This window comes from Vibrio pomeroyi, assembly GCA_041879425.1.
GTDB classification, from domain to species: Bacteria; Pseudomonadota; Gammaproteobacteria; order Enterobacterales; family Vibrionaceae; genus Vibrio; species Vibrio pomeroyi_A.
Window position 1 is genome coordinate 1,407,195 of sequence record CP090855.1, and the last position, 23,416, is coordinate 1,430,610.

The 23,416-nt window shown below is 44.7% G+C and carries 21 protein-coding genes and 1 pseudogene; 15 read left to right on the top strand and 7 right to left on the bottom strand.

The genetic code is table 11. The annotated features are described in order from the left end of the window. The first annotated feature begins 174 nt into the window (after window positions 1-174). Entirely contained in the window at window positions 175-1,611 is a 1,437-nt protein-coding gene (locus tag L0992_22135) for an amidohydrolase (protein XGB69097.1), read from the top strand. A gap of 103 nt (window positions 1,612-1,714) precedes the next feature. Here L0992_22135 and L0992_22140 read toward each other — a convergent pair whose 3' ends face one another. From L0992_22140 to uraH, 6 genes are all read right to left on the bottom strand, one after another. Then, window positions 1,715-4,111: a hypothetical protein gene (locus tag L0992_22140; protein ID XGB69098.1), complete on the bottom strand. Its 2,397-nt coding sequence runs from the start codon at window positions 4,109-4,111 to the stop codon at window positions 1,715-1,717. Between the two features lie 167 nt (window positions 4,112-4,278). After that, window positions 4,279-5,517, bottom strand: coding sequence for an alpha-xenorhabdolysin family binary toxin subunit A (locus tag L0992_22145; protein XGB69099.1), 1,239 nt, complete (start codon window positions 5,515-5,517; stop codon window positions 4,279-4,281). Window positions 5,518-6,210: 693 nt separating this feature from the next. Next, complete coding sequence (locus L0992_22150; GenBank protein ID XGB69100.1) at window positions 6,211-7,575, bottom strand: 8-oxoguanine deaminase; 1,365 nt, start codon at window positions 7,573-7,575, stop codon at window positions 6,211-6,213. 159 nt (window positions 7,576-7,734) lie between these two features. Next, window positions 7,735-9,186, bottom strand: a complete 1,452-nt coding sequence (locus L0992_22155; protein XGB69101.1) for a purine permease — start codon at window positions 9,184-9,186, stop codon at window positions 7,735-7,737. A 218-nt stretch (window positions 9,187-9,404) separates the two neighbouring features. Continuing rightward, window positions 9,405-10,748, bottom strand: a complete 1,344-nt coding sequence (locus tag L0992_22160) for an NCS2 family permease (protein ID XGB69102.1) — start codon at window positions 10,746-10,748, stop codon at window positions 9,405-9,407. A 252-nt stretch (window positions 10,749-11,000) separates the two neighbouring features. Continuing rightward, complete coding sequence (uraH, locus tag L0992_22165; GenBank protein XGB69103.1) at window positions 11,001-11,354, bottom strand: hydroxyisourate hydrolase; 354 nt, start codon at window positions 11,352-11,354, stop codon at window positions 11,001-11,003. A 426-nt stretch (window positions 11,355-11,780) separates the two neighbouring features. Between uraH and puuE the strand changes: the two genes are divergently transcribed. The 14 genes from puuE to L0992_22235 all read left to right on the top strand — a co-directional run bounded on the left by puuE (window position 11,781) and on the right by L0992_22235 (window position 22,286). Further along, a complete protein-coding gene (gene puuE, locus L0992_22170; protein XGB69104.1) occupies window positions 11,781-12,701 on the top strand; it encodes an allantoinase PuuE in 921 nt (306 codons plus the stop codon). A gap of 23 nt (window positions 12,702-12,724) precedes the next feature. Continuing rightward, window positions 12,725-13,240 (top strand): 2-oxo-4-hydroxy-4-carboxy-5-ureidoimidazoline decarboxylase, encoded by a 516-nt coding sequence (uraD, locus tag L0992_22175; protein ID XGB69105.1) that lies wholly within the window; start codon window positions 12,725-12,727, stop codon window positions 13,238-13,240. Window positions 13,241-13,363: 123 nt separating this feature from the next. After that, complete coding sequence (gene alc / locus L0992_22180) at window positions 13,364-14,350, top strand: allantoicase (GenBank protein ID XGB69106.1); 987 nt, start codon at window positions 13,364-13,366, stop codon at window positions 14,348-14,350. 14 nt (window positions 14,351-14,364) lie between these two features. Further along, window positions 14,365-14,925: an ureidoglycolate lyase gene (locus L0992_22185; protein ID XGB69107.1), complete on the top strand. Its 561-nt coding sequence runs from the start codon at window positions 14,365-14,367 to the stop codon at window positions 14,923-14,925. Between the two features lie 14 nt (window positions 14,926-14,939). Then, a complete protein-coding gene (locus tag L0992_22190; protein ID XGB69108.1) occupies window positions 14,940-16,256 on the top strand; it encodes a urate hydroxylase PuuD in 1,317 nt (438 codons plus the stop codon). 303 nt (window positions 16,257-16,559) lie between these two features. Beyond that, window positions 16,560-17,777, top strand: coding sequence for a DUF3644 domain-containing protein (locus L0992_22195; protein XGB69109.1), 1,218 nt, complete (start codon window positions 16,560-16,562; stop codon window positions 17,775-17,777). Between the two features lie 94 nt (window positions 17,778-17,871). After that, window positions 17,872-18,468 carry a DJ-1/PfpI family protein gene (locus tag L0992_22200; GenBank protein XGB69110.1) on the top strand — a complete coding sequence of 199 codons (597 nt, stop codon included), beginning with the start codon at window positions 17,872-17,874 and terminating at the stop codon, window positions 18,466-18,468. Between the two features lie 187 nt (window positions 18,469-18,655). Then, window positions 18,656-18,979: a hypothetical protein gene (locus tag L0992_22205; GenBank protein ID XGB69111.1), complete on the top strand. Its 324-nt coding sequence runs from the start codon at window positions 18,656-18,658 to the stop codon at window positions 18,977-18,979. A 76-nt stretch (window positions 18,980-19,055) separates the two neighbouring features. Further along, the gene (locus L0992_22210; GenBank protein XGB69112.1) at window positions 19,056-19,295 is read left to right on the top strand and encodes a hypothetical protein; all 240 of its coding nucleotides are present in this window, start codon (window positions 19,056-19,058) and stop codon (window positions 19,293-19,295) included. 31 nt (window positions 19,296-19,326) lie between these two features. Next, window positions 19,327-19,800 (top strand): GrpB family protein, encoded by a 474-nt coding sequence (locus L0992_22215; GenBank protein ID XGB69113.1) that lies wholly within the window; start codon window positions 19,327-19,329, stop codon window positions 19,798-19,800. A gap of 344 nt (window positions 19,801-20,144) precedes the next feature. Beyond that, window positions 20,145-20,648 carry an RDD family protein gene (locus L0992_22220; protein XGB69114.1) on the top strand — a complete coding sequence of 168 codons (504 nt, stop codon included), beginning with the start codon at window positions 20,145-20,147 and terminating at the stop codon, window positions 20,646-20,648. Window positions 20,649-20,934: 286 nt separating this feature from the next. Continuing rightward, window positions 20,935-21,453, top strand: coding sequence for a hypothetical protein (locus tag L0992_22225; GenBank protein ID XGB69115.1), 519 nt, complete (start codon window positions 20,935-20,937; stop codon window positions 21,451-21,453). 36 nt (window positions 21,454-21,489) lie between these two features. After that, a complete protein-coding gene (locus L0992_22230) occupies window positions 21,490-21,846 on the top strand; it encodes a MerR family transcriptional regulator (protein ID XGB69116.1) in 357 nt (118 codons plus the stop codon). Window positions 21,847-21,905: 59 nt separating this feature from the next. After that, window positions 21,906-22,286, top strand: coding sequence for a carboxymuconolactone decarboxylase family protein (locus L0992_22235; protein ID XGB69117.1), 381 nt, complete (start codon window positions 21,906-21,908; stop codon window positions 22,284-22,286). Between the two features lie 112 nt (window positions 22,287-22,398). Here L0992_22235 and L0992_22240 read toward each other — a convergent pair. After that, window positions 22,399-23,206, bottom strand: a pseudogene (locus L0992_22240) (AEC family transporter). Between the last annotated feature and the right edge of the window lie 210 nt (window positions 23,207-23,416).

Genomic DNA, 23,416 nt, shown 5'->3' on the forward strand with positions numbered 1-23,416 from the left:
TGTGCAATAACTCATTTATATTGGATTTGGCTCGATTAGGTATGCCATTTTATTTAAAGATAAGGGTATAGTGTCGCAAAAATTAGCGACACTTACTGGTTTTAAGAGTGAAGAGCTCAGAACACCAAAGTGAAGCTTCTAACAATATTACACGCACAACATATAGGTTTAGCAATGACGCTTAAAAGCTTGGCATGCACCATCAGCGCAGTTCTGTTGGCAGGTTGCGGTTCGACAGTCGCGACTCAAACATACAACGCTGATCTGATCATCAAAAATGGACAGATACTGACGATTAATTCAGAAATGGATGTGATTGAAGATGGTGTTGTCGTCGTGAAAAACGATCAGATTATCGCTGTTGGTAACGAGGATTTAATTACTCAATATCGCGCTGAAAAGGTGATTGATGCTCAAGACGGGATTGTTATGCCGGGCATGGTCAATGCTCACAACCATCTACCTATGATTGCGTTTCGTGGTTTGGGTGAAGAGGGCATTTCGAATCGTCTGTTTGCTTACTTCTTCCCGTTAGAAGCCGAAAAGCTTAGCCGTGAACTGATTTACAACGCGACTAAGCTAGGCAGCATCGAATTAGCGCAAAGTGGTGTGACAACTTACGCCGACATGTATTACCACATGGATGAAATGGCAAAGGCGACCAAAGAAGTCGGCCTGCGCGCCGTGCTCGGTGAAACCGTGATTAAATTCCCTGTGGTTGATGCCAAAGAACCTTACGGCGGCATCGAGTATGCCAAGGGCTTTATTGAGCAATACAAAAACGATGAGCTAATCACTCCCGCGTATGCACCACACGCGGTGTACACCGTGAGCAAAGATAAGCTGCAAGAAATCAATAAGCTGTCTGCTCAATACGATGTACCCGTGTTGATTCACGTTGCTGAATTCCCGAATGAAGAAAAGCGCATCAAAGACGAAACCAAAGCGACATCACCTGTCGAATACATGGACGAAATTGGCGTGCTCGTTGAGCGTGTGGTGATTGCGCACGGTATCCACCTTTCAGAGAACGACCAGAAACTTCTGAAACAAGCCAATGCTGGCATCTCATATAACCCAATGGCTAATGCCAAGGGCGCAACGGGTATCGCACCTGCGTGGGAGATGTACCGTGCTGATATGCGTATTGGTTTGGGAACAGACGGCCCGATGAGTTCAAACCAAGTCGATATCATGCGTACACTAAGCTACGCAGCAAATATGCAACGTTTAAAGCATTCTGACCGCACCATCATGATTCCTGAACAGGTGATTGATATGGCGACATTAGGTGGCGCAAAAGCCCTACACATGGAAGACCAAATCGGTTCTCTTGAGGCAGGTAAGAAAGCGGATATCGTGATTGTAGAGACACAATCGGCGAACATGATGCCAAATTACGACCCATACGCGACCTTGGTTTACCAAGCGAACCCAAGCAATATCGACACGACCATCGTTAACGGTCAAATCGTAATGGAGAACCGCGTGATGCAGACCGTTCAGCTGGATGAAATCCGCCAAAGCGTTGATGAGTTTGAAACTGATATCAAAGCCTTTGCCAAAGAGCTTTCTAAGAAAGCGATTAAGTCTAAGAGTTTGATGGATTAGGACATAACTTGATTCCAAAACTCGAACAGAGTGGATGAATAAGTAAGGCCGACATCATGTCGGCCTTTTTTATGGTTATGAGATAGCTTGGCTATTCCTCACATCAGTTAGAACAACTGTTGCCATTCGGGATACCACTGCCTAAGAACTCAACCCTAATTTGTTCGACATCTTTTAGGTATTGGTTGTTGGTTTGGTCTGCCTCATCAAAGTTGTTGAGGTTGACATTCCATGTCGAGAATGGAGTTGGCTGGAAATACGCATATTCGAATTTATTCGCCACTGCGCCATCTGTGATGATGCTAACGTCATTGGTGGTTGGATCATCCAAGCGGTAGTAAAACGCTCGTGAGACCGGGTTTGAACTGAATTGGTAATCCTGATCCTGATAGCGGTCGGCATAGTTACCTGAACTCGATATTCCAAGGTTGAGCTGCTTGCCATAAGGTAAGTTTTCCCCTTCTAAGAACACACGCACGGTAGAGAGTCTGACTCGGTCGAATGAACATAGTTGTGCTTGCCCTAATGGAATAGTGAAGTTCAACTCGCCAGTAGTTGCGAAGCTATCGAGTTGCTCTGGGCTAGAGATGGTGTAGTTGTCGATAGTGAAGTCTTGTGGTGCTGGCTGGAATGAAGAGAGTGCATTCACATACTCACTTTCTATGGACGCAAGGTCAAACTGGTAGTCCAAGTAACTTTTATTCAGCGAAGGTGTGATCTCACTTGGTTTCAACGCCCAGTATTCGTATGCCTGAACATAGTTAGACAAAGCCACGTACATTGGTCGTTTGAAGTGCATTAGCACTCGCGACAGCTCACGCTCGATGGAGTCGAAACTTTCGCTGTCTACCTGATAACCCTCAATGGCGTCACTCAACCTTTGCTGTTGATTAGAGGTGACGTTTTTGGTCAATAAAAGGTCGACGAGTTTAGATTGCTCTTGTGCAAAATTAAGCTGAGTGATGTTAATTGCTTTGCCTAATAGCACCTGTTTTTCAAGTTCGACTAAGTATTGTCTCGCACCTTTAATTCCCAAGGTATCAGCAAGTCTTAAATTACTGCGGATCTCTGTGATCATCAGGTCCCAAGCAAGATTGCTCTCATTCAAAGTCGGAATATTAAAGTCAAAGCCATCCATCGCTTCAGAGATTTTATGAAGTTTGATGGTCGATTTCACATCGGCGGTGAGTTGTGCGATGCCCGAAATGGTCTTGGTAACGCTATCAATGATCCCCGTGACTGATTTGATATTGGTGACTAAATTTTTCGCTTTATCCAGTGCTTCTGGCGTTTTAGCCAACTGCTCGGTGAGGTCGTTCACACCAGATAGATTTCCCGTGAACATGCCGCTGACGGCACTGCCTATCTCTGCGATGGCTTTGAAGATAGCCAACGCTGCATTGAGCTCTTGCTGAGTTTTCCAGTTTTCCACGCCGACCAAGTAAGTGGTTCTTGCACTCAGTGTCACAAGCTCCTGAGCTTTGTATTGGCTGTCGATTTCGGTCAGGCTGTCGCCTATTTTGTCTATGTTAGATTGGGTTTGAGTGATGATCGAGTCTTGCGCTCTGAGAACGTCTTCAACGTTAGCGAGTGCTAACTTCGCAGCTTCAATCTTGTCTTCGATCACTGTACTTCTGTCTTGAATGATATCCCACTGCGCTTGATACGCGATCATTGCATTCAGGTACGTTTCGTATTTGCCTTGGTAGAGCACCTTGTCGAGATAAGGCACATAGTTGCTCTCTTTAGTGCTGAAACTAATGAACTGTTTCAAGGCAACGGTTTGAAGGTACAGGTCTGAAAGGATAGGGTCATCTTCCACCACTGAGCCTGCGTGACGCAAACTCTGCTCAATCCAGTTAATCAGTTCGAGGCTAAGCTCTGGGTTGTTGTCGAATAAGCTGGCAGCCATATCAAAAGAGCGGTTAACAATGTCGGTAAAAGGGGTGGTTGCCAGTTTCATTTGCCCTGTAATGTTCGAGTCGATGGTGGTTCTGCGGTAGTGTTCACCTGCTAGTACCACAGAGGTTCCATCGCCGTCTTCTGCAGAAAGGGCATCTCGTGTGATGCTGCCATCGTTTTGGAAGGCGAGGACATTAATCGGAGTTTCGATCTCTCCTGCAATCACAGTCACTGATGCTGCCGCGCCTTGTTGCCCGAGAACGAACGTCGGGGCACCTTGACCGACAATTTTACGGGCAAATATGAGAATGTTTTGGTTATTCACTACCAAGTTGAAGTTTTCTGGAATCTCAATGGTATCGGCGAAAACGACGATCTTTGAGGGTTTAGTCACGTAGAGGTTCTGCTCCGCAATCCAGTCACTGAGGTTGATGTGGAGATCAGATGTAGATCGAGAGAGAACATCGACATCGGAATAAGCAGATTGAACCCAAGTTGGGTATTCGGTGGAATTAGGCAAGTTATTAAGCTCTAGCCAGTCACTAGCAAAAGCTTGTGGAGATAATGAAAGAGAAATAATAATCGGTAGAATTCTCATATTAATGTCCTGTCGAAATGAGTATTAGCCAAATTTTGGGTAGCAGAAACCAACACCTTATTTTTCATAAGGCGTGGTGTTCTGTTGTTATTTTGTTTTTATTGGTCTTGCTGCTTTAACTTATAGCGAGGCGTCGCTTTGCCGAGCTATTTGTCGATGGTTATGGACTACTCCATTTCTTGAATATAAGCATTATTTGCAAATGCCTTAGCTTTCTCGCTGATGTTATTCCAGTTCATTTCTGCAACCGATGTATTGGCTAATGCACCGATAGCACCAAGCATTGCGTCGTCTTTCATGATGTCGGCATTGTTTTGAGCTTCATCCAATGCTGCAAGCAGTGATGTGAAGTCGGTATTCATTTTCTGCCAATTTAACTTCAGCTTATTAATATGTGGGATAGCATCTTCAATTTGCTGAGATATAAGATCAATGCTTTCTGAAGAGCGATGGTAAGAGTTATATACCTTTTGTGTGTAAGACAATTGTTCTTCTAAATCTTTAACTTCATTTTGCAGTTCATTGCGAAGCTTACGTGCTTTCTCTGCTTTATCTCCGTAGACACCCATGATTGGAACAGCAACCAAAGGGAACCACGCGTAGGTCACGGCGGTAGAGGCAACTGTGACGTAGTGAGTGTAGTCTCTGTTGAGCTGCGCGATTCGGGCATTGATGTCGTTTACTTGCTGTTGAAGTGCACTGCCATCATCCGTTAGATAGCCGTTATGTGTGCCTTCTAACACTTCAAGTTGCAGCTTTTGCGTGTCTAGTTGCGCAGAAAAGTCCAACAAGTTATCACCCACATCGGACACCTCTTGCTGGTATCTCAATGAAAAGTTTTGCAGGCTTTTCAGGTAAGCAATCGCCATTTTTCGGTTGCGTTCAACGGCTTCAATATCTTCTGGTAACGGTGAGAATGCCTTTGCCAACATCTCATTAAGGGCGTCGCTCAAAGGATTAAGCATGTAGTCTTTGATTTGCGCGTAGTTAGCCAGGCTTAGTGATAGGTTAACGATGCTTGGGTACAGGTCTTTTTTCCAGTAGAAAGCGGTGTCATGGATATTTGAGTATTGCTGAACTAAGGCTTGGAAGTTAGAGAAAGGAATGTCGTTAGGAATGCTAAAAGCCGATTTCATACTGGTTTCTGTTACGGGCAGTGCCAGTGCTCCCTCTACATAAGCTTGGATTTGGTACCACTCTTGCTGCTTGAGGATGAAATTGTCGGTTTCTAGATCGATAAAGACGCCATTTTCACCGATGATCGTATCGTAGGTGATTTGAGGAATATTCTGTTCGGCTGACGCTTGATTAACTTGAATTGGCGCTGCTTGAGAAGTGAAAGCAAAAGAGGAAAGTAGCCCAATCGAGATCGAAGATAATACGAGTGTTCGTGTGATTTTTTTCATGTTTTATCCCTGTTAGATTTGTTATTAGCTTTTTTAGAGACAATAAGTCCCCCTACCATGAAAATGGTATTTCTATATATTTATGCGGGCTTATTGAATTCTTTATATTGTTATTGTTGTAATTATGTTGTGGGTATTTAAATGCACTCTCCATTAATGTGCTTTTTGTTTTTATAAGATTTGGTCAATCTATAGTAAATTTATAATGAAAAGTTCTATTTAGATCACATATTCGGATCCGTATTGTTTGATTGTTGATCTATTTAATTTGGTGATATTTAAATCATTAGTTTCTGTTCTTTCTTCAGGCTATATCTAGAAAGGCGTCGGAGATTTTCATTCTATTCACCAATGAGTTAAGTGATAGAAATGTAATTATCATAATTGTTGTGATTATTACTAAATCTGTTGATTGAATTGATGTTTATATAATTAGAACGAGCGTTTTAAATTTGACCTGTGCCAAATAAATAAGAGGTTTAATATTTAGCTTTAATTAAATTAGCTGAATTTAAATTAGTAATGATTAAATTAGAGATATTAATTATAGGGTGGAGGTTGATTGGGTATTTAGGAGGCGATCAACCAATAGGATGGCGTATTTAATAGTCAGGAGTGAATTTGTATTAACAGCATTAAGGAAGCTTGCCCATCATCGTGAGATATACACTGCTTGATGGACAAGCATTGGCGTTAGTTATTATTCATTGCCAACTTACCTAGCTTCATCGCAGCCGCATGGTGGCGGTGCATCAACTGCTCCATGTCTACGCCAATCACTGCTCCATCGTTAACTCGCCATTTTCCGGCCACCATCAGCTTATCCGCTTGTTGAGCGCCGCAGAGCAATAGTGCTGCCAGTGGATCGTGGCTGCCAGAGAAGCGAATGTCATCCAGTTTGAACATCGCGATGTCGGCTTGTTTACCGACCTCTAGCGTACCAATGTCGGTTCTGCCCATTGCGGCGGCAGATCCTGAGGTTGCCCAGCGCAATGCGTCGAAGTGTGAAACATTAGCAGAGCCATATTGCAGGCGTTGTAGGTACATCGCCATGCGAACTTCGGCAATCATATTAGAGCCGTCGTTTGAAGCTGAACCATCAACACCCAGTCCGACCTTAACGCCAGCCGCTTCAAGGTCGTTGTTCTTACAAATACCGGAAGCCAACATCATATTGGAAGTTGGGCAGTGACTGATACCAATGCCCGCTTTGCCCAACCGTTTGATTTCTTCTGGGTTGAAGTGAATACCATGAGCGAGCCAAGTGCGTTCATTCAGCCAGCCCACATCTTCCAGATAATCGACAGGGCGTAGGCCAAACTTCTCGATACAGAAGTCTTCTTCATCGAGCGTTTCGCATAGGTGGGTGTGCATCATCACGTTCTCACGCTCACTGATCTTGGCGGTCTCTTTCATCAGATCCGTGGTGACCGAGAATGGCGAACAAGGCGCGAGCGCGATTTGAATCATCGCCCCTTCATCACGCTGGTGGTAATCACGAATCAAGCGTTGGCTGTCATCAATGATGGTTTGTTCGGTTTGAATGGTGTGTCTTGGAGGTAGCCCACCTTCATCTTCCCCTAAGCTCATTGAGCCACGCGTAAATATCGCTCTCACGCCTAGCTTCTCTGCCGCCTCGACTTGCAAATCGATGGCATGTTCTAGCCCGTTTGGTAGCAAGTAATGGTGATCGGATGCGGTAGTACAGCCCGACATCATCAGCTCAACCAATGCTAGCTCTGTAGCTAGGCTCATCATCTCAGAATCGAGGTTGGCCCAAACCGGGTAGAGGCTTTGCAGCCAATGGAAGAGTTCTTTATTGAGTGCGCCGGGGTAGGCACGCGTTAGGGTTTGATAGAAGTGGTGGTGCGCATTGATAAGTCCAGGAGTCACAACATGACGAGAGGCGTCAACGCTGTAATCTACGGGTAAGGTCGGCTCTTTGTGTTTGCCAACCAGCTCAATGATTGTATTACCTTTAATGACAATACCGCCTTCTGCATCAGCGAGTGAGCCAGTGTAGATTGCGAGAGGATTCTTAATCCAGATGGTTTCCATTCATAGTAGTCCTTAGCCATCTCAGCCTTTTCAGGGAAGAGGGTCTTTATTGGTATTTGCTGTTGATAGATAAATTCGAATCAGGGGCGTTAAAACGTTCAATGTTCTAATCATTCCCTGATTCTGTGAAAATCGGTTTTACGTTAGTTCGAGAATCAGCTAGTTCGTTTTGGGCTCAGGGTTTTTTGATGCCGCTTGAACATCTGTTTCTGTACTTGCTTGTTGAATCTCTAATTGCTCGTCTGAGTGTAGTTCTTCTTCAGCCTGTTCTTTCATTTCTAGCTCAACTTGCGCTTGGCTCTCGGCCAACGCTTCTTGTTCTTCAGCTTTTGATGATTTTGGTAACACAAGGTTAAGAACAACCGTCATGATGGTGCCAGTCGTAATGCCAGAGTGCAGGAAGTTCGCCAAATCATGTGGCAAGTGTTGCAGCAGTCTTGGCTCGAAGGTGACGGCTAAGCCAGACGCTAAACCTACACAGATTACCAAGGCATTTCGCTTGGTGTCTGCGGCTTTGATCAACATGCGGATACCCGCGTAGGCAATCATTCCGAACATGACAAAACCCACGCCGCCTAATACGGGTTTAGGAATCGTGACGGCAATAGCAGCTAATTTCGGGAATAAACCACCTAAAATCAGCAAGCCACCTGTTGCAGCCACTACATAGCGACTTGCCACACCTGTGATACCTACAATACCGACGTTTTGGCTGAATGACGCTAGTGGCATCGCTGTTAAAATCGAAGATAAGGTACTACCAAGGCCATCACCCAGTAATCCACGTTTTAGATCTTTACCGCTGACTTGGGTTTGACAGTTGTTGCCAAGCGCCATGAAGTCGCCTGTCGCTTCCGCGATAACCACGATGTACACCAAGCTCATGCTGATGATGGCACTGGCAGAAAAGGTAAAGCCGTATTTGAAAGGTTCAGGACCACCGACCCAAGCCGCAGAACTTATTTGTTCAAGGTCGACCATACCGAGTGACAGCGCCACAATGTAACCGCCTGCTAGGCCAATCACGATAGCGGAGGCCGCAACCGCGCCTTTACAGTAAACCGATACGCCAATCACTATCCCCAAAGAGACCAGTGCGAGAAACAGTTTAGGTAGCGTGGCGAATTGTTCCGTGTTGGCAGGAGAATCGCCAACCCAGTTCATGGCAACCGGTAAAATGGTTAAGCCGATTAAGGTAACCACAACACCACTTACCACGGTTGGGAACAGCTTTCGAACCTTGTCCATGTAGAAGCTGGCACCAATGACCACAAACGAGCCGATAAGCGCCGAGCCCATAATGGCGGCGACACCACCTTCGTTACCGATCGAAATAGCCACACCTAAAAAGGCAAAGCTCGAACCCATAACAACGGGCAATCGAATGCCAACAGGGCCAAAGCCAAGACATTGCGCGACAGTCACAATACCAGACGCCAATAGCGCTGCATTGATCAGTGAAACGATCTCTGTGTTGGGTAGGCCGATGGAGGCGCCGACAATAAGAGGGACAGCGACGATGCCACCAATCGAGGCGAGCATGTGCTGTAAAGCGAGTAGAAGGGTTAGCCCATGAGGCGGTCTTTCATTAAGGGTGTACAGAAGTTTCATTTGATATTCCTCTGCCTGCGTTTCCGTTTACAGACGATTGGCGGTCAAATAATGACTTCTACAAACTGCGTAGGGTCATAAAAAAGGTGCGCTAAAGTAACGGGTTGCTTGTGTGTTCCGCTGATTAGCACAATTAGCTTTTTCTTAAAAATGATGTTGTAACCTGTTTTTTGATAGCTCGGCCTGCGAACAGGCCAAGCGATAGTTGCGTTTGATGGTTAACCGATGAACACTAGCTTGGCGATAAAGATAACCGCTAGGAAGTACATCGAGATAGACACATCTTTGGTTTTACCTGTCGCCAGTTTAAGCACGGTGTAGGTAATGAAACCCAGTGCAATACCATTAGCGATAGAGAAGGTCAGCGGCATCATCAGTGCGGTAATCGCGGCTGGTGCGCCGTTAGTAAAGTCTTTCCAATCGACGTGCTGCATGCTGCTCATCATCACGAATGCGACGTAAATAAGAGCACCAGACGTAGCGTAAGCTGGGATCATACCTGCAAGCGGTGATAGGAAAATTGCCGCTAAGAACAATACACCAACCACAATTGCTGAGAGGCCTGTTCGTGCGCCTGCTGCAACACCAGCGGCACTCTCTACATAACTGGTTACTGGCGGACAACCCACACACGCACCTGCCACGCTTGAAATACTGTCGGCTTTCAGTGCTTTGCTCAGACCTTCAATCTTACCCGTTTCAGGATTGGTCAGATTTGCACGCTCAGCCACGCCCATTAATGTACCCGCGGTATCGAACATGTTTACAAAAAGGAAAGCCAAGATAACGCTGATCATCGATACGTTCAGTGCGCCTGCGATATCCATTGCCATAAAGGTTGGTGCTAGGCTTGGTGGTGCAGCGAAGAAGCCATCGTAGTGAACTAGGCCAAGCATCATGCCGACTAGCGTTACACTCAAAATACCGATAAGTACCGCGCCAAATACTTTACGTTCACTCAGAACCGCAATGATCAAGAATGCGATAGCAGCAAGCAGAGCTTCTGGTTTGGTGAAATCACCCAGTGAAACCAAAGTTGCTGGGTTTTCGACGACGATACCCGCTGTTTTTAATCCAATTAGACCTAAGAACAGACCAACACCCGCAGTCATGGAATAGCGCAAGCTCTCAGGAATACTCTCGATGATCCATTGGCGGACTTTGTAGAAACTCATCCCGACAAACAAGATACCGGAGATAAACACCGCACCTAGCGCCACTTCCCAGCTGTAGCCCATTTCGCTTACTACTGTGAACGAGAAGAAGGCGTTCAAGCCCATGCCCGGAGCAAGGCCGACAGGCCAGTTAGCAAATAAGCCCATTAACAAACAACCAATCGCGGCACCAATACAGGTAGCGACAAATACTGCCCCTGCATCCATGCCTGAAGCGGCCATGATTTGTGGGTTAACGAAGATGATATAAGCCATGGTCGCGAAGGTGGTGACACCGCCGACTAACTCATTTTTTACGCTGCTTCCGTGTGCCTTAATCTTAAAGAGTTTCTCTAAAATTCCGTTGTCCGCATCTTGGTTGAGTATTTCTGTTTTACTCTCACTCATGTCTGCAAGTCCTTTTATGTTGTGATCCATTTATTGAATACAGCGAGATTTCAATATTAAGTTTTAAGGTTTTTCCTAGCCGTTATTTCTCTAGTTATCTGTTCTCTAGTCATCAACTTCTAACTAATAACGTTGTTAGTATTTTTATATGAGCGTGTTTAGTGAGTGCACACCTTTTGGGGTGCACACATCACGCATGAATCTGTTTATTGTTTAGTGGTTGAGCCTAGATCGGGATTCTAAGCGTCAGGACTAACTGCCCCGATAAGTCGAGAAACTGTATGGTGAGACTAAAAGTGGAACGTGGTAGTGCGCATCGGGATCATCCAAGCCGAAACGAATAACCACATCGTCTAGGAAAGGTACACCATCCAATTCGACACCTTTGCTTTTGTAGTAATCGGCTACATAGAACACCAATTGATATTTCCCCGGTCGGAATTCATTCCCAGCCAGAATCGGCGCATCGGTTCGTCCATCTGAGTTGGTGAGCACGGTCGCCAGCTTTTCTGTTGAGTCTTCGTTTACCTTATAAAGCTCTACCTTGATCTCTGCGCCCGGTAAGCCGTGAGTAGTGTCTAATACGTGTGTTGTTAGTCTTCCCATAGTCCTTTAATAGCGCTTTTGGCGCTCCTCTGTTCCGTGGTTTGTTTGTCCATATCGACCTTGCAAAAGAGTGCAACTGGTCACTTTGTTATCACTAACTATGTACGAACTGTACACAATTAGTAAAGCGAATTGTTGGGAAAATGTTAACTTCTGTGTCTTTTTCTCTGACTTTATAGATCCTGATTATCGTTTTTGGGTGAGGTTATTGCTTATTAAGTTGTTGTTTTTAAATTATGAAAGTATCTAAATTTAACTTGAATAACAAAATCTTTACATTGAGATAAATAATTGTATACAATAAATGTACAGGGGTAAGGTTGCTCGGTTTTGAAATAACCAATAGCGGAATCACCAATAGCAGAATCATATTGATGAACCAGCTAAACAGCGGCTAAGCCAACCACTTATGTTAGGAGTACTTGGATGAATAAGGATTATTCAAGAAATTTGATCGGTTACGGAGCTAACCCTCCAAACCCTCAATGGCCAGGTAATGCGCGCGTCGCGGTTTCTTTTGTATTGAACTATGAAGAGGGCGGTGAGCGTTGTTTGTTACATGGAGACGACGAATCTGAAGCCTTTCTCTCAGAGATCCCGTCAGCACAGCCGATCAAGGGCGAACGTCACATCAGCATGGAATCCATCTATGAATATGGTAGCCGAGCGGGTGTGTGGCGTGTTCTTGGCTTGTTCGATGAATATGAAATCCCACTGACTGTATTTGCGGTCGCTATGGCTATCGAGCGTCACCCAGACGTAGCGAAAGCCATGGTCGAAGCGGGTCACGAAATCTGTAGCCACGGTTATCGCTGGATAGACTATCAATACATTGATGAGTCAGAAGAGCGCGACCACATGACCAAAGCGATCGAGATCATCCAACAAGTGACCGGTCAGCGCCCACAAGGTTGGTATACCGGTCGAACGGGGCCAAATACTCGTCGTTTAGTTGCAGAAGAAGGTGGCTTCCTTTATGACTCAGATGCCTATGACGATGACCTGCCTTATTGGCACACCGAAACCGGCCATCCACAACTGGTGATCCCATACACACTCGATGTCAACGATATGCGCTTCTCAACCGCGCAAGGTTTCAACTCGGGTGAGCAGTTCTTCCAATATTTAAAAGACACTTTTGACACCCTTTATATGGAAGGCGAAACCGCACCGAAAATGATGTCGGTTGGGCTGCATTGTCGTCTGATTGGTCGCCCCGGTCGTATTGCTGCATTAAGACGTTTCTTAGATTACGTAAAACAGCACGACAGCGTGTGGTTATGTCGTCGAATCGATATCGCGAACCACTGGCACCAACATCACCCATACAACGAACAACAAAATTAGAACGAACAGCAAGGAGGCTTAACGTGACTGAATTTCGATCTTGCCAACCAACAACCATGAGCCGCGATACCTTTGTCGCGCACTTTGCTGATGTGTACGAACACAGCCCATGGGTTGCTGAAGCGGTGTATGACCAAGGTTTGAATGCCGAAGATGATCATATCGAGAACCTTCATCTGAAAATGGCATCGACCTTGTTAAATGCCGATCAAGGCAAACAGTTGGCTTTGATCAATGCTCACCCAGATTTAGCGGGCAGAGCAGCAGTAAACGGCGAACTCACCGAGTCGTCGACCAAAGAACAAGCGGGGGCGGGCATCGACCAATGCAGCGCCGAAGAATTTGAAAAATTCACTTCTTACAACAACAGCTACAAAAGTCGCTTCAATTTCCCTTTTATCATGGCGGTGAAGGGAGCCAATCGTTACCAAATTCTTGAGTCGTTCGAGATGCGATTAGGAAATGATAGTGAAACTGAGTTTGCTACGGCGATTCAAGAGATCAATAAGATCGCAATGTTTCGTCTCTGGGATATGTAAGTTAACGGAGTTAACAGCTATCTCAGCCCAGTCTTAGTGCGCTAAAGGTTTGATTTGTAAAAACATAAGCCACTAAGTTCTCATTTTATTATTACTTGATTAATTTCATAGGATTACACGGACATGACCCATAAATTTGAACAGTACATAAACCTTGCAGACGAAAAACTCGGCGCAGAAGCTATCTTTGCAACCGACGATTTTTTCGCGGATAAAAGCCGTCTACTCAGCCACGCAGCGCCCGAGTGGAAAGACGACTTATATGACGACAACGGCAAGTGGATGGACGGTTGGGAAAGCAGACGCAAACGCGGCGAAGGTTACGACTACTGTGTCGTTCGCCTTGGCCTAGCTGGCACCATTGCTGGCGTTGATATTGATACCTCATTCTTCACAGGTAACTTCCCACCTTCGGCATCAATTGACGCGTGTTATTCACCACAAGGTGAGCCAACAGACTCAACAGAGTGGCAAGAAATTCTGCCTTCAATGGCACTACAGGGTGATCATCATCATCTTGAAGACATCGAAAGCGACCAAGTATTTACGCACCTACGTTTGAACATCTACCCAGACGGCGGTGTCGCACGCCTACGTGTTTATGGCCGACCAAGCGTGGATTGGGACGCAATAGATTCTCAGCAACAAGTCGACCTAGCAGCCGTTGAACACGGTGGCCGAGCACTCGCATGTAGCGATGAGCACTACGGCAACAAAGCCAACATCTTAGGCCCAGGCCGCGGTGAAAACATGGGTGATGGCTGGGAAACAGCTCGTCGTCGTACACCGGGTAACGACTGGGTAATCGTGGCATTAGGCCACCCAGGTAACATCGAACGTATCGTAGTGGACACAGCTCACTTCAAAGGTAACTACCCAGACAGCTGCTCAATCCAAGCGGCTTACGTGAAAGGTGGCACCGACGACCAAGTGGAAACACAAAGCCTATTCTGGCGTGAACTCTTGCCAGCACAAAAGCTGCAAGCACACGAGATTCACGAATTCATTTCTGAGGTAAACGACCTTGGTGAGATTACCCACGTACGTGCAAACATATTCCCAGATGGTGGTATTAGCCGTTTGCGTCTATTTGGTACGAAAGCGAAATAGGTAAGGAAATGAGTATGAGTAATGGAATACGTCGTTTATCTATCGAACCGTTAACCAAGCAAGCTTTTGCTGAGTTTGGCGATGTTATCGAGTCCGATAATAGTGATTTCTTCATGATCAACAGTGGATCAACACGTCGCTACCACAAGCTAGCGACAACGGATGTGCAAGACCAAGACGGAGAAGCGATCATCAGCATCTTCCAAGCCACACCGTTGAGCTACCCACTGACCATCGAAATGTTAGAGCGTCATCCACTTGGCTCTCAGGCATTCGTTCCATTACTTGGTCAACCCTATTTAATTGTTGTTGCACCAAAAGGCGATAACCCAACGTTAGCCAATAGCCGAGCTTTCTTGAGCAACGGCCGTCAAGGAGTGAACTATCACAAAGGGGTGTGGCATCACCCAGTTCTCGCGCTCACCGATCAAGACCAGTTCTTGATCGTCGATAGAGGCGGAGAAGGACACAACTGTGATGAAGTTTATTTCGAGAACGATCGAGTGGCATTGCATTTGGAAGACTTGCCAACGGAAGACAACAAGGAAGAGCAACGCTTAGTTAAAGCGTTGTGATACAGGAGTTTATTATGGATCCGCATATTACAGAGTGGTTGAATTTAGCGATTCGCTGGATTCACATGATTGTTGGTGTTGCGTGGATAGGCGCATCATTTTACTTTGTTTGGTTAGAGAACAACCTTAACCGAGTTAACCCTAAAACGGGCCTTTCAGGCGACCTATGGGCGATTCACGGCGGTGGTATTTATCACCTAGAGAAGTACAAACTCGCGCCACCAGAAATGCCAGAGCACCTGCACTGGTTCAAATGGGAAGCCTACTTCACGTGGATTACCGGTGTGTGTCTACTGGGTGTGGTTTACTACCTTAACGCTGAAATCTACCTGATTGCACCGGGCTCTGGCCTTGATTCAACAACCGCAATCGCGATTGGTATTGGTTCATTCGTTGCTGGTTGGTTTATCTACGATTTATTGTGTGACTCGCCATTAGGCAAAACCCCAGTACTGCTTGGCGTTGTGCTGTTTGTGTTGCTCGTTGCCGCGACATATGGCCTAACCCAAGTGTTCAGTGGCCGTGGTGCTTATATCCACGTGGGTGCCATCATTGGTACCATCATGGTGGGTAACGTATTCCGCGTTATTATGCCTGCACAGCGCAACTTGGTGAAAGCGATTGAAGAGAAACGCGAACCGGATCCAGCACTGCCTGCGAAAGGTCTACTGCGCTCTCGTCACAACAACTACATGACACTGCCAGTGCTGTTCATCATGATCAGTAACCACTTCCCAAGCACTTATGGCTCGGAATATAACTGGCTGATCCTTGCAGGCTTAGCGATCTTCAGTATCTTGGTGCGTCACTATTTCAATACACGTCATGGCAGTCAGAAGTTCGCATGGACAGTGCCAGTCGCGGCTCTGGGTATGATTACGCTTGCGTTTGTTACCTCACCTTACGCGAAAAAACAGATGTCTCCGGTTGTGCAAGCGCCAGTGGTTCAAGAAGCGCAAGTGAGCGCGACAGAATCGGCTCCAGAAGAATTTGCTGCGAGCAGTACCGCTTCGGCAACGACTGATGCTAAACAGGCTCCAGCACACGCAACGCAATCTGTTAGCGCAGGCGTCAGTTTTGAAACCATCAACAAAGTCATTCAAGAGCGTTGCTCTGTGTGTCACTCATCAACGCCTAGCCACGCCGCTTTTGCTGCTGCGCCAGGTGGTGTGATGTTTGATACGCCAGAAGAGATTAAAGCCAACGTCCCAAGGATTGTTGCTCAAACCGTAACAACCAAGGTAATGCCGCTCGGTAACATGACTCAAATGACTGATGAAGAACGCGCACTTATCGGCACTTGGGTAGAGCAAGGCGCGACGCTTCAATAACCGTACTTTGCAATAACAGTACTCAGCATCCTTTACCTAAGAGCATGAGTCTTAGGTGAGGCTTGGGGAGAGTTTGGTTTACGGGCACGCGCCAAACTCATCCCACCCTGTTTCCCCGGTTCCTATAACCGGGGCTTTTTGTTTTTGGACAAAGGTAATGCAGATTTATCATTCAGTTAGTGACTCTATATGCATATGTGAATTAAAGTGTTTTATCAACAGTTTGGCTATATCAAAGCTGTGTTGTGATTAGAAATAAACATAAGTCATTGTGAACATGTGCTTTCCGAAGGGAAAATAGAGATGGTTAGAAAAGGTATGCTTCTTCAGTTACTGGATGAACTCCGAACGCTTGAAGAAAATGGATCCGAATTTACTGCAAGAGAAGTTGCTGAATCGGTTGGCTACAGTGTTAACTCGGTGAATAAGTATTTTAATGAAAAATTAAAAGGTAAGTATGTTACTAAAGTAAGTCGCTCACTTTGGAAATGTAGCGGTATCACGCAACTATCAAATGACCAGTTTTTCTTATTGATGTCTCAGAGTCAAAATACTCAAGGAAAGTCACCTGATGAAGTGCTCTCAAATCAGCTCATTAAAAGAAGTCATGATGCTTTTACTTTAGCTTTGGAGGTATATAACCGGCCCACATTAGGTAATCGTGTAGAAGCATTTACGATTATGATGGTGAACGCTTGGGAGCTTATGTTGAAATCGGAATTGGCTAAAAGAGACGGAGCATCAAGCATTTTTAAAGATGGCGACTTTAGCATTAGCATTCGTGAAGCTATATCTAAGCTAATGGACCCTTCTGACAATGTATTTAAGAATTTGGAAACCTTAATAGATTTGCGTGATCAGGCTATTCATCTTTTAATTCCAGAGTTACAACCTCAACTATCGCGTTTATTTCAAGCAACGGTTCTTAACTATCAAAAACGGTATAAATTACTAATGGGTAATAGCCCACTAGCTGGTCAAAGTGTGGGTTTACTTAGTCTTATTGTTGATGGATTTGAGCCTGAAACTGCGGTAATTAAAGAAACTTATGGAGAGCTTACCGCTTGCCAAGTTAAAAGTTTTTTGACGAAATTTACTGAAATTGCGAAAGAGTGTGATTCAGATGAATTTTCTATATCTATAGATTACAAATTGGCATTGACTAAAAAATCGTCAGAAAGTGATTTATCGCTCTCCCTGAGTGACGGCGGTGAGAAAGCAATCATCATTCGAGAGACCAAAGGCCCAGATATCACTCATCCGTATCACCAGAAAACGGCCATTGAAGAAATCAACGCAAAACAAGAGTATGTAAATATTACAAGCCACTCATTTCAAGCGGTTGTTAAGAAAAATAAAATTCAGAACTCCAAATGTTCAAATTACCATTATGAGTTAGATGGACGACATAGATACTCAGAAGCATTCATTGAATGGTTTGTGAATAATTTACATCAGAAGAATTGGTTGACTGGCGCTTTGAAAAGTTACCGCAATAGGCGTAAGAAAGCGACTGCATGATGGTAATCTCTTAGGCTGATATGTTCAGTTCAGGGTTAGTGTACATATAATACTTGAACTGAAATTTCGATTATTCAAAGAGGTAAGGATAAATATGGATATTGCCGTACTAACATTTGATGGATTCAATGAGCTAGATTCTTTCATCGCAGCGGGTATTTTGAATCGAATGAAAGAGTTTAGCTGGAATGTGCAGATCACTAGCCCCACAGAATCAGTGACTTCAATGAATGGGGTCACAATTCAATCTCAGCAACCTCTGGAATTTGCCAATACTGCTGATGCGGTGTTGTTCGGTAGTGGCATGTTGACCCGCGATATTGCCCAAGACTCTAAATTACTCTCAAGGTTAAGCCTTAATCCACAAACACAATTGATTGGCGGTCAATGTTCAGGGACTTTGTTAATGTCGGTATTGGGATTGCTGAATCAAGTTCCAGCCTGTACTGATTTAACAACGAAACCATGGGTAATTGAATCCGGCGTGACTGTGTTGGATCAGCCGTTTTATGCGAAAGGTAACATTGCTACAGCGGGTGGCTGCTTGTCATCCAAATATCTAGCAGCATGGGTTATCAGTAAACTAGCAGACCAAGCACATGCCGAAGCTGCAATTCACCATGTTGCGCCTGTTGGCGAGAAAGAAGAGTCAGTGAGTCATTGCATGTCGGTAGTGAGTGACTATCTTTAGTTGTGTATTAGCCCTAGTTCACGTGTTAATCATTCATATTGGCGATTTTCCCCCTTGTCCTAATCGTTTATTCGGAGGTTCAGATATTTATGAAACCTCTGACCTGTCAGTAAATTCTATACATTGCTCTCTTTATTGATAATAATTATCACTTGATTTTTTGTTATTAATTTAAGTGATGAACAATTTGAGATTTACCAACTTTCTTCCTCTTAATCTTTTACTTCTAACCCCTATTACTCTTGCAACGACCTCTGATTTTTTGGATGCCGAAGAGTTTAACCATTCCCAAGATACCATTTGTGAAAGCGTGGTCTGTAATAACCCAACTACACCTTTAATTTTACCAAGGACTGAAACGGAGAATGAAGTTGAAGAACATGTTTCATCATATGAACCCATCGATGAACTTGAGGAATACCGAGTGCTTTCTCAAAAGCGTATACCAAAATATTGTAGCGATCTAAATGAGATGTACGGTGTTCGTTTGAAAGACTGTATGCATATGTAGTTCCGTATAAGGTACTTGATATGAATCTCTACCCGTGGCATTTTTTGTTCCAAATTGACTTTAATTAGGACAGAAAATGGAAGAGGTGATAGTCGCGTATTTTAGGGCGTTAAGCGCGTTCTTCAGATATATGTTTCAGTCGCTAGTGATTGAATTTATTGGTTACGGTTCTGGCTGGATAGTCTGTAAGGTATTCACTTTAGGGCGCTTCCCTTCATTGATTCCAACTGAAAAAGAACGAACCAGAATCTCTTATATCGGAGTAATTAGCATCGCGCTATTTCTGTTAGCTATCGGTGTGTTCAATAGTTTTTAATGCTCAGAGCCAGCCATAGAAGTGAGTAAGTATGAAGTTCTACCCTGCTGAACAATACCAAACTGCTTGTCATGAGAAGTTTGCTCGATATGAGCGTGACATCAGAAAGCTGATACCTAATACGAGAGTCGAGCATGTCGGCGCCTCTTCGATTCCATCGGCAGTATCTAAAGGCGACTTGGATATCTCCGTAGGTGTTGAGCTTGGCGAACTTGAGGATGTTATAGGGAGGCTAACAACACTCGGCTTTAAAGAGAAACTCGATACCTTAAGAACACCCGAACTTTGTATGTTGGAATCTACATCTTCTGATGATGTGGCGTTGCAAGTAGTCGCCAATGGTTCTGAGTTTGAATGCTTTCTAACGTTTCGCGACAAGCTACGTGCAACCCCTGCCTTAGTTGAGCAATACAATGCCCTCAAAGTGTCTTGTGAAGGTTGGCCGCAAGAAGAGTACCGTGAAAAGAAAGCGGATTTCATTGAGCATGTATTGGGGCTGAAATAACAACTGTACCCCTAACATCTCATTTTTTAATTAACAAAAGTCTTATTAATACAGAGTGTTAAGCAAAGACAACGAGCTTCTGAAGATTTACCCTCTTAAATTTCCTTCAATACGTTTCAATAGCTTGTATTTACGCAATAAAGCTCACATAAACAAACCAACTCAAATATGAATTTATTTGTTTATGATATGTTTCTTGTGATTTTATAAAGTTTGGTTTATCTATTGAACACAAAATATTTTCTTTCCGACTAGTTTCAAGATTTGTTTCTCAGTAAATCAACCAGCCGCTACCTGAAATCCATTCTCCTACGCTTATAACCATTTTTACCTTAGGAAAGGACATGTCTGAAGTAATAGAAAATACACACACAGTTGTACTCGCATCTCGATGGTCTCGCTTTTGGGCGTTTGTTATCGATGGCCTCATTTATGCGGCTGCTATGATTCCAGTTGCTTTATATACCAATTTGTTCGATCGAGCAGTTTCTAATGGAGCCGTTGAACTACACGAACAAATAATGATGTTTATTTATGGCTGGGTGGTGTTCCTATTGTGTCATGGCTACTTACTGCAAAAAAAGGGACAAACGATCGGGAAAAATGTAATGGAAATTGCGATTGTTGATATGGACGGTAAGCAAATAGGACTGTTCAACATAGTGATCAAACGAATCTTACCTATGAGCATCTTTGTTTATATTCCTGTTATTGGTCAGTTTATATCGATTCTTAATTACCTGTTTGTTTTCCGCAAAAATAGACGCTGCTTGCATGATTTAATCGCAGGCACTCAGGTGGTTAGTGTGGCGGTACCTAGAAATCTAGATTTCAGTACTATCGAATAATTCCAAAGTAAGCTTTGTCTCGGTAATTACATGCTCAAATAAACAGCGCCAACGCCAATTCTTGGTGCTGTTTTTACTTTCCTCTTACACTCTTTTCTAATATCGAACCTAGTATCAAATTACTCTTTGTCATACAGGCAAGTAACTCATTATGAAGCACTTCTTCGATAGCGAACTCATGCTCTCTAGCTCCTTGAATTTCGTTTTGCTATCCCTTGGGCTAACGCTCCTCTTACATATTCCAATTTGGTGTGGATTCAACTTGAGCCGACGAAAATGGAAATTGATGGACTATTTGTGGCCGCTGCTCGCGGGTATCGGCATGCTAGGTGCAGTGTCTGAAATTCGGGCATCGGTAGCCGGTGATTGGGTTGAGACTGAACAAACCAGAGCAGTCACTATTTTAGAGTCGATTCAGCAGTTCTCTTTGGATAAATTAAGAAGCGACATCTGTACAGGTCAGCCATCTTTAGACTCTCACGGACAGCACCACGAGGCGTGCTTGTGGTATTTGAATACAGCTATCACTTTTAAAGATGTCGATTTCACTCTGTTGCCCAACGCCGCCGACTTCACGGTGCCTGCGCCTAGCGTGTCGCTGGTGGAAAGCGACGCCGTGTGGGTGAGCGGCATGCTAAGTCAGTATGAAAAACAGAAGAACCAATACATTAAAACCAGAGAAGCGCAGGTGAAGCAGCCACTAGAAAGCATCTTCTGGTATGTGAGCCCTTACTTAGTCTGTTTCGCAATTGCGTTGCGTTTGACGAAAGTCACCGCAGAGCTCAAATTAGATAAATGCGCGTAGTTTGGTTTCTCAGTAATTATATAGAGAGGTGAAGTAATGAATGTGAGTGAGTTTTCTCGGTTGGTGGATTTGTCTGCCCATACGCTTCGCTACTATGAAAAAATCGGCTTGCTGAAAAATATTCAACGAAACAGCAGCGGCCATCGAGTCTATACATCGAAAGACGTTACCTGGATTGAGTTTGTGAAGCGCTTGAAAGACACCGCAATGCCACTGGATGAGATTCTAGAATACGCAAAGCTGAGGGAGTTAGGGCCAGAATCGGCCTCACAGCGCCAAGCGTTACTTGAACAACATCAACAGAATCTGCGAGAGCATATCGAGGAACAACAAAAGCACTTGGCAGCCTTAGAGCAAAAAATTAGTTTGTATCGAGATGGAAAAGTCCGTTGACTTAGAGTCGACTCTAACTTGTAAGGTGTTCCTGTAACCCTAAAAACAGGAACATTTCCATGAAGCAATCACGTTTTGAAACTGGCTTAGAAAGACTGAATCATATCGATGGAGAAGCAGGGCAAAAGGTTATTGAAAGCCTGCAAGATATCTGCCCTGATCTTGCTAAATATACGATCGAATATCCCTTTGGTGATATCTATTCACGCCCCGGTTTGGATTTGAAATCGCGAGAGATTGCGACCGTCGCCGCTCTCACTGCACTTGGCAATTGTGCGCCTCAGCTTAAGGTGCATTTGAATGCAGCGCTTAATGTCGGCTGCAGCGAGGAAGAGATCAAAGAAGTGATATTGCAGATGTCGGTCTATGTGGGATTCCCTTCAGCACTCAATGGCATGTTTGCTTTCAAGGAAGTGCTTACAGAGAGAAATACAGCCTAAGATAAATAGAAAATATAGTCTGAAAAGGGAGCGCCGACTTTACTAAGTTGCGCTCCCTTTTTATTGATTGGCTAAGTTTTAAAGGTCGTCCATCCGAGAGGTTCGTGGTTCTTTAAGACGACAAAGACAGCGCGAACGACAGCAAGATAGGCAAGGTAACCACGCTCAGGAAATTGCCGAACAACACCATAGACGCAACTTTAGGTGGCTCTACATTGAACCTTTCTGCGAACAGGTAGTTCATCACGGCAGGTGGCAGCATGGTGAACAGCACCATCATTTGTAGGTGCAGCGTTGGCAACGGAATAAAGAAGTAGATGATGGTAAAGGCGATGGCGCCAGTAAACAGCGATTGAGCGGTGCACAACAAGCCGACTTTTAATCCGCTTAGCCTTAAGTTGACCATTTGCGAACCCAGCGATAGCAGCATGATAGGGACGGCCGCTTGCCCAAGCAGCGAAGTGGCTTCGTAGATTGGGTTCCACACCGCAATGCCAGACAGGTTCAACGTCATCGCTAATGCGGCGGCTAAGAATGTTGGCATTTTGAGGATCTGCTTGATCGGATTACCTTCGCTTAGTAGCGCCAAACCAACACTAATGTGCACACACGCCGATACCACAAATAGTAATACCGCAGGAGCTAACGCACTCTCGCCAAAGGTATAGGTGAACAGGGGAATAGCGAGGTTGCCACTGTTGCGGAACATGTGTGGCGGCGCCCAAGCTTTGAAGTTGAGCTTAAACAGCTTACAGATCGGAATCATCAACAAAGCTGGCACTAATACCGCGACCAAAGAGGCGGAGATGAGTGGCAACTGTTCGGTGTCGAGCGGCATAGTAGTCAGCGATGCAAACACCAAAGCCAGCACTGGCGAGTGCAAAAACGGGAAACAGAATGCTGACGACCTGTTCGAACATAGAATTCCTTTCTAGATTGAGTGCTTCCATTTAGCTGAGAAACGAATGTTTTAGAGAGACGCTAAAGTGAAGTATGAAGTTGAAATGTATAAACATTAACCTATCAATATAATGACTTGGCGTCACCGAAGATCGTTGTTTGTGAACGGTTAATTTATATTTCTTTGAATGAAGCACAAAAAAGACCAGTGGCATCAGAAACTGGTCTTT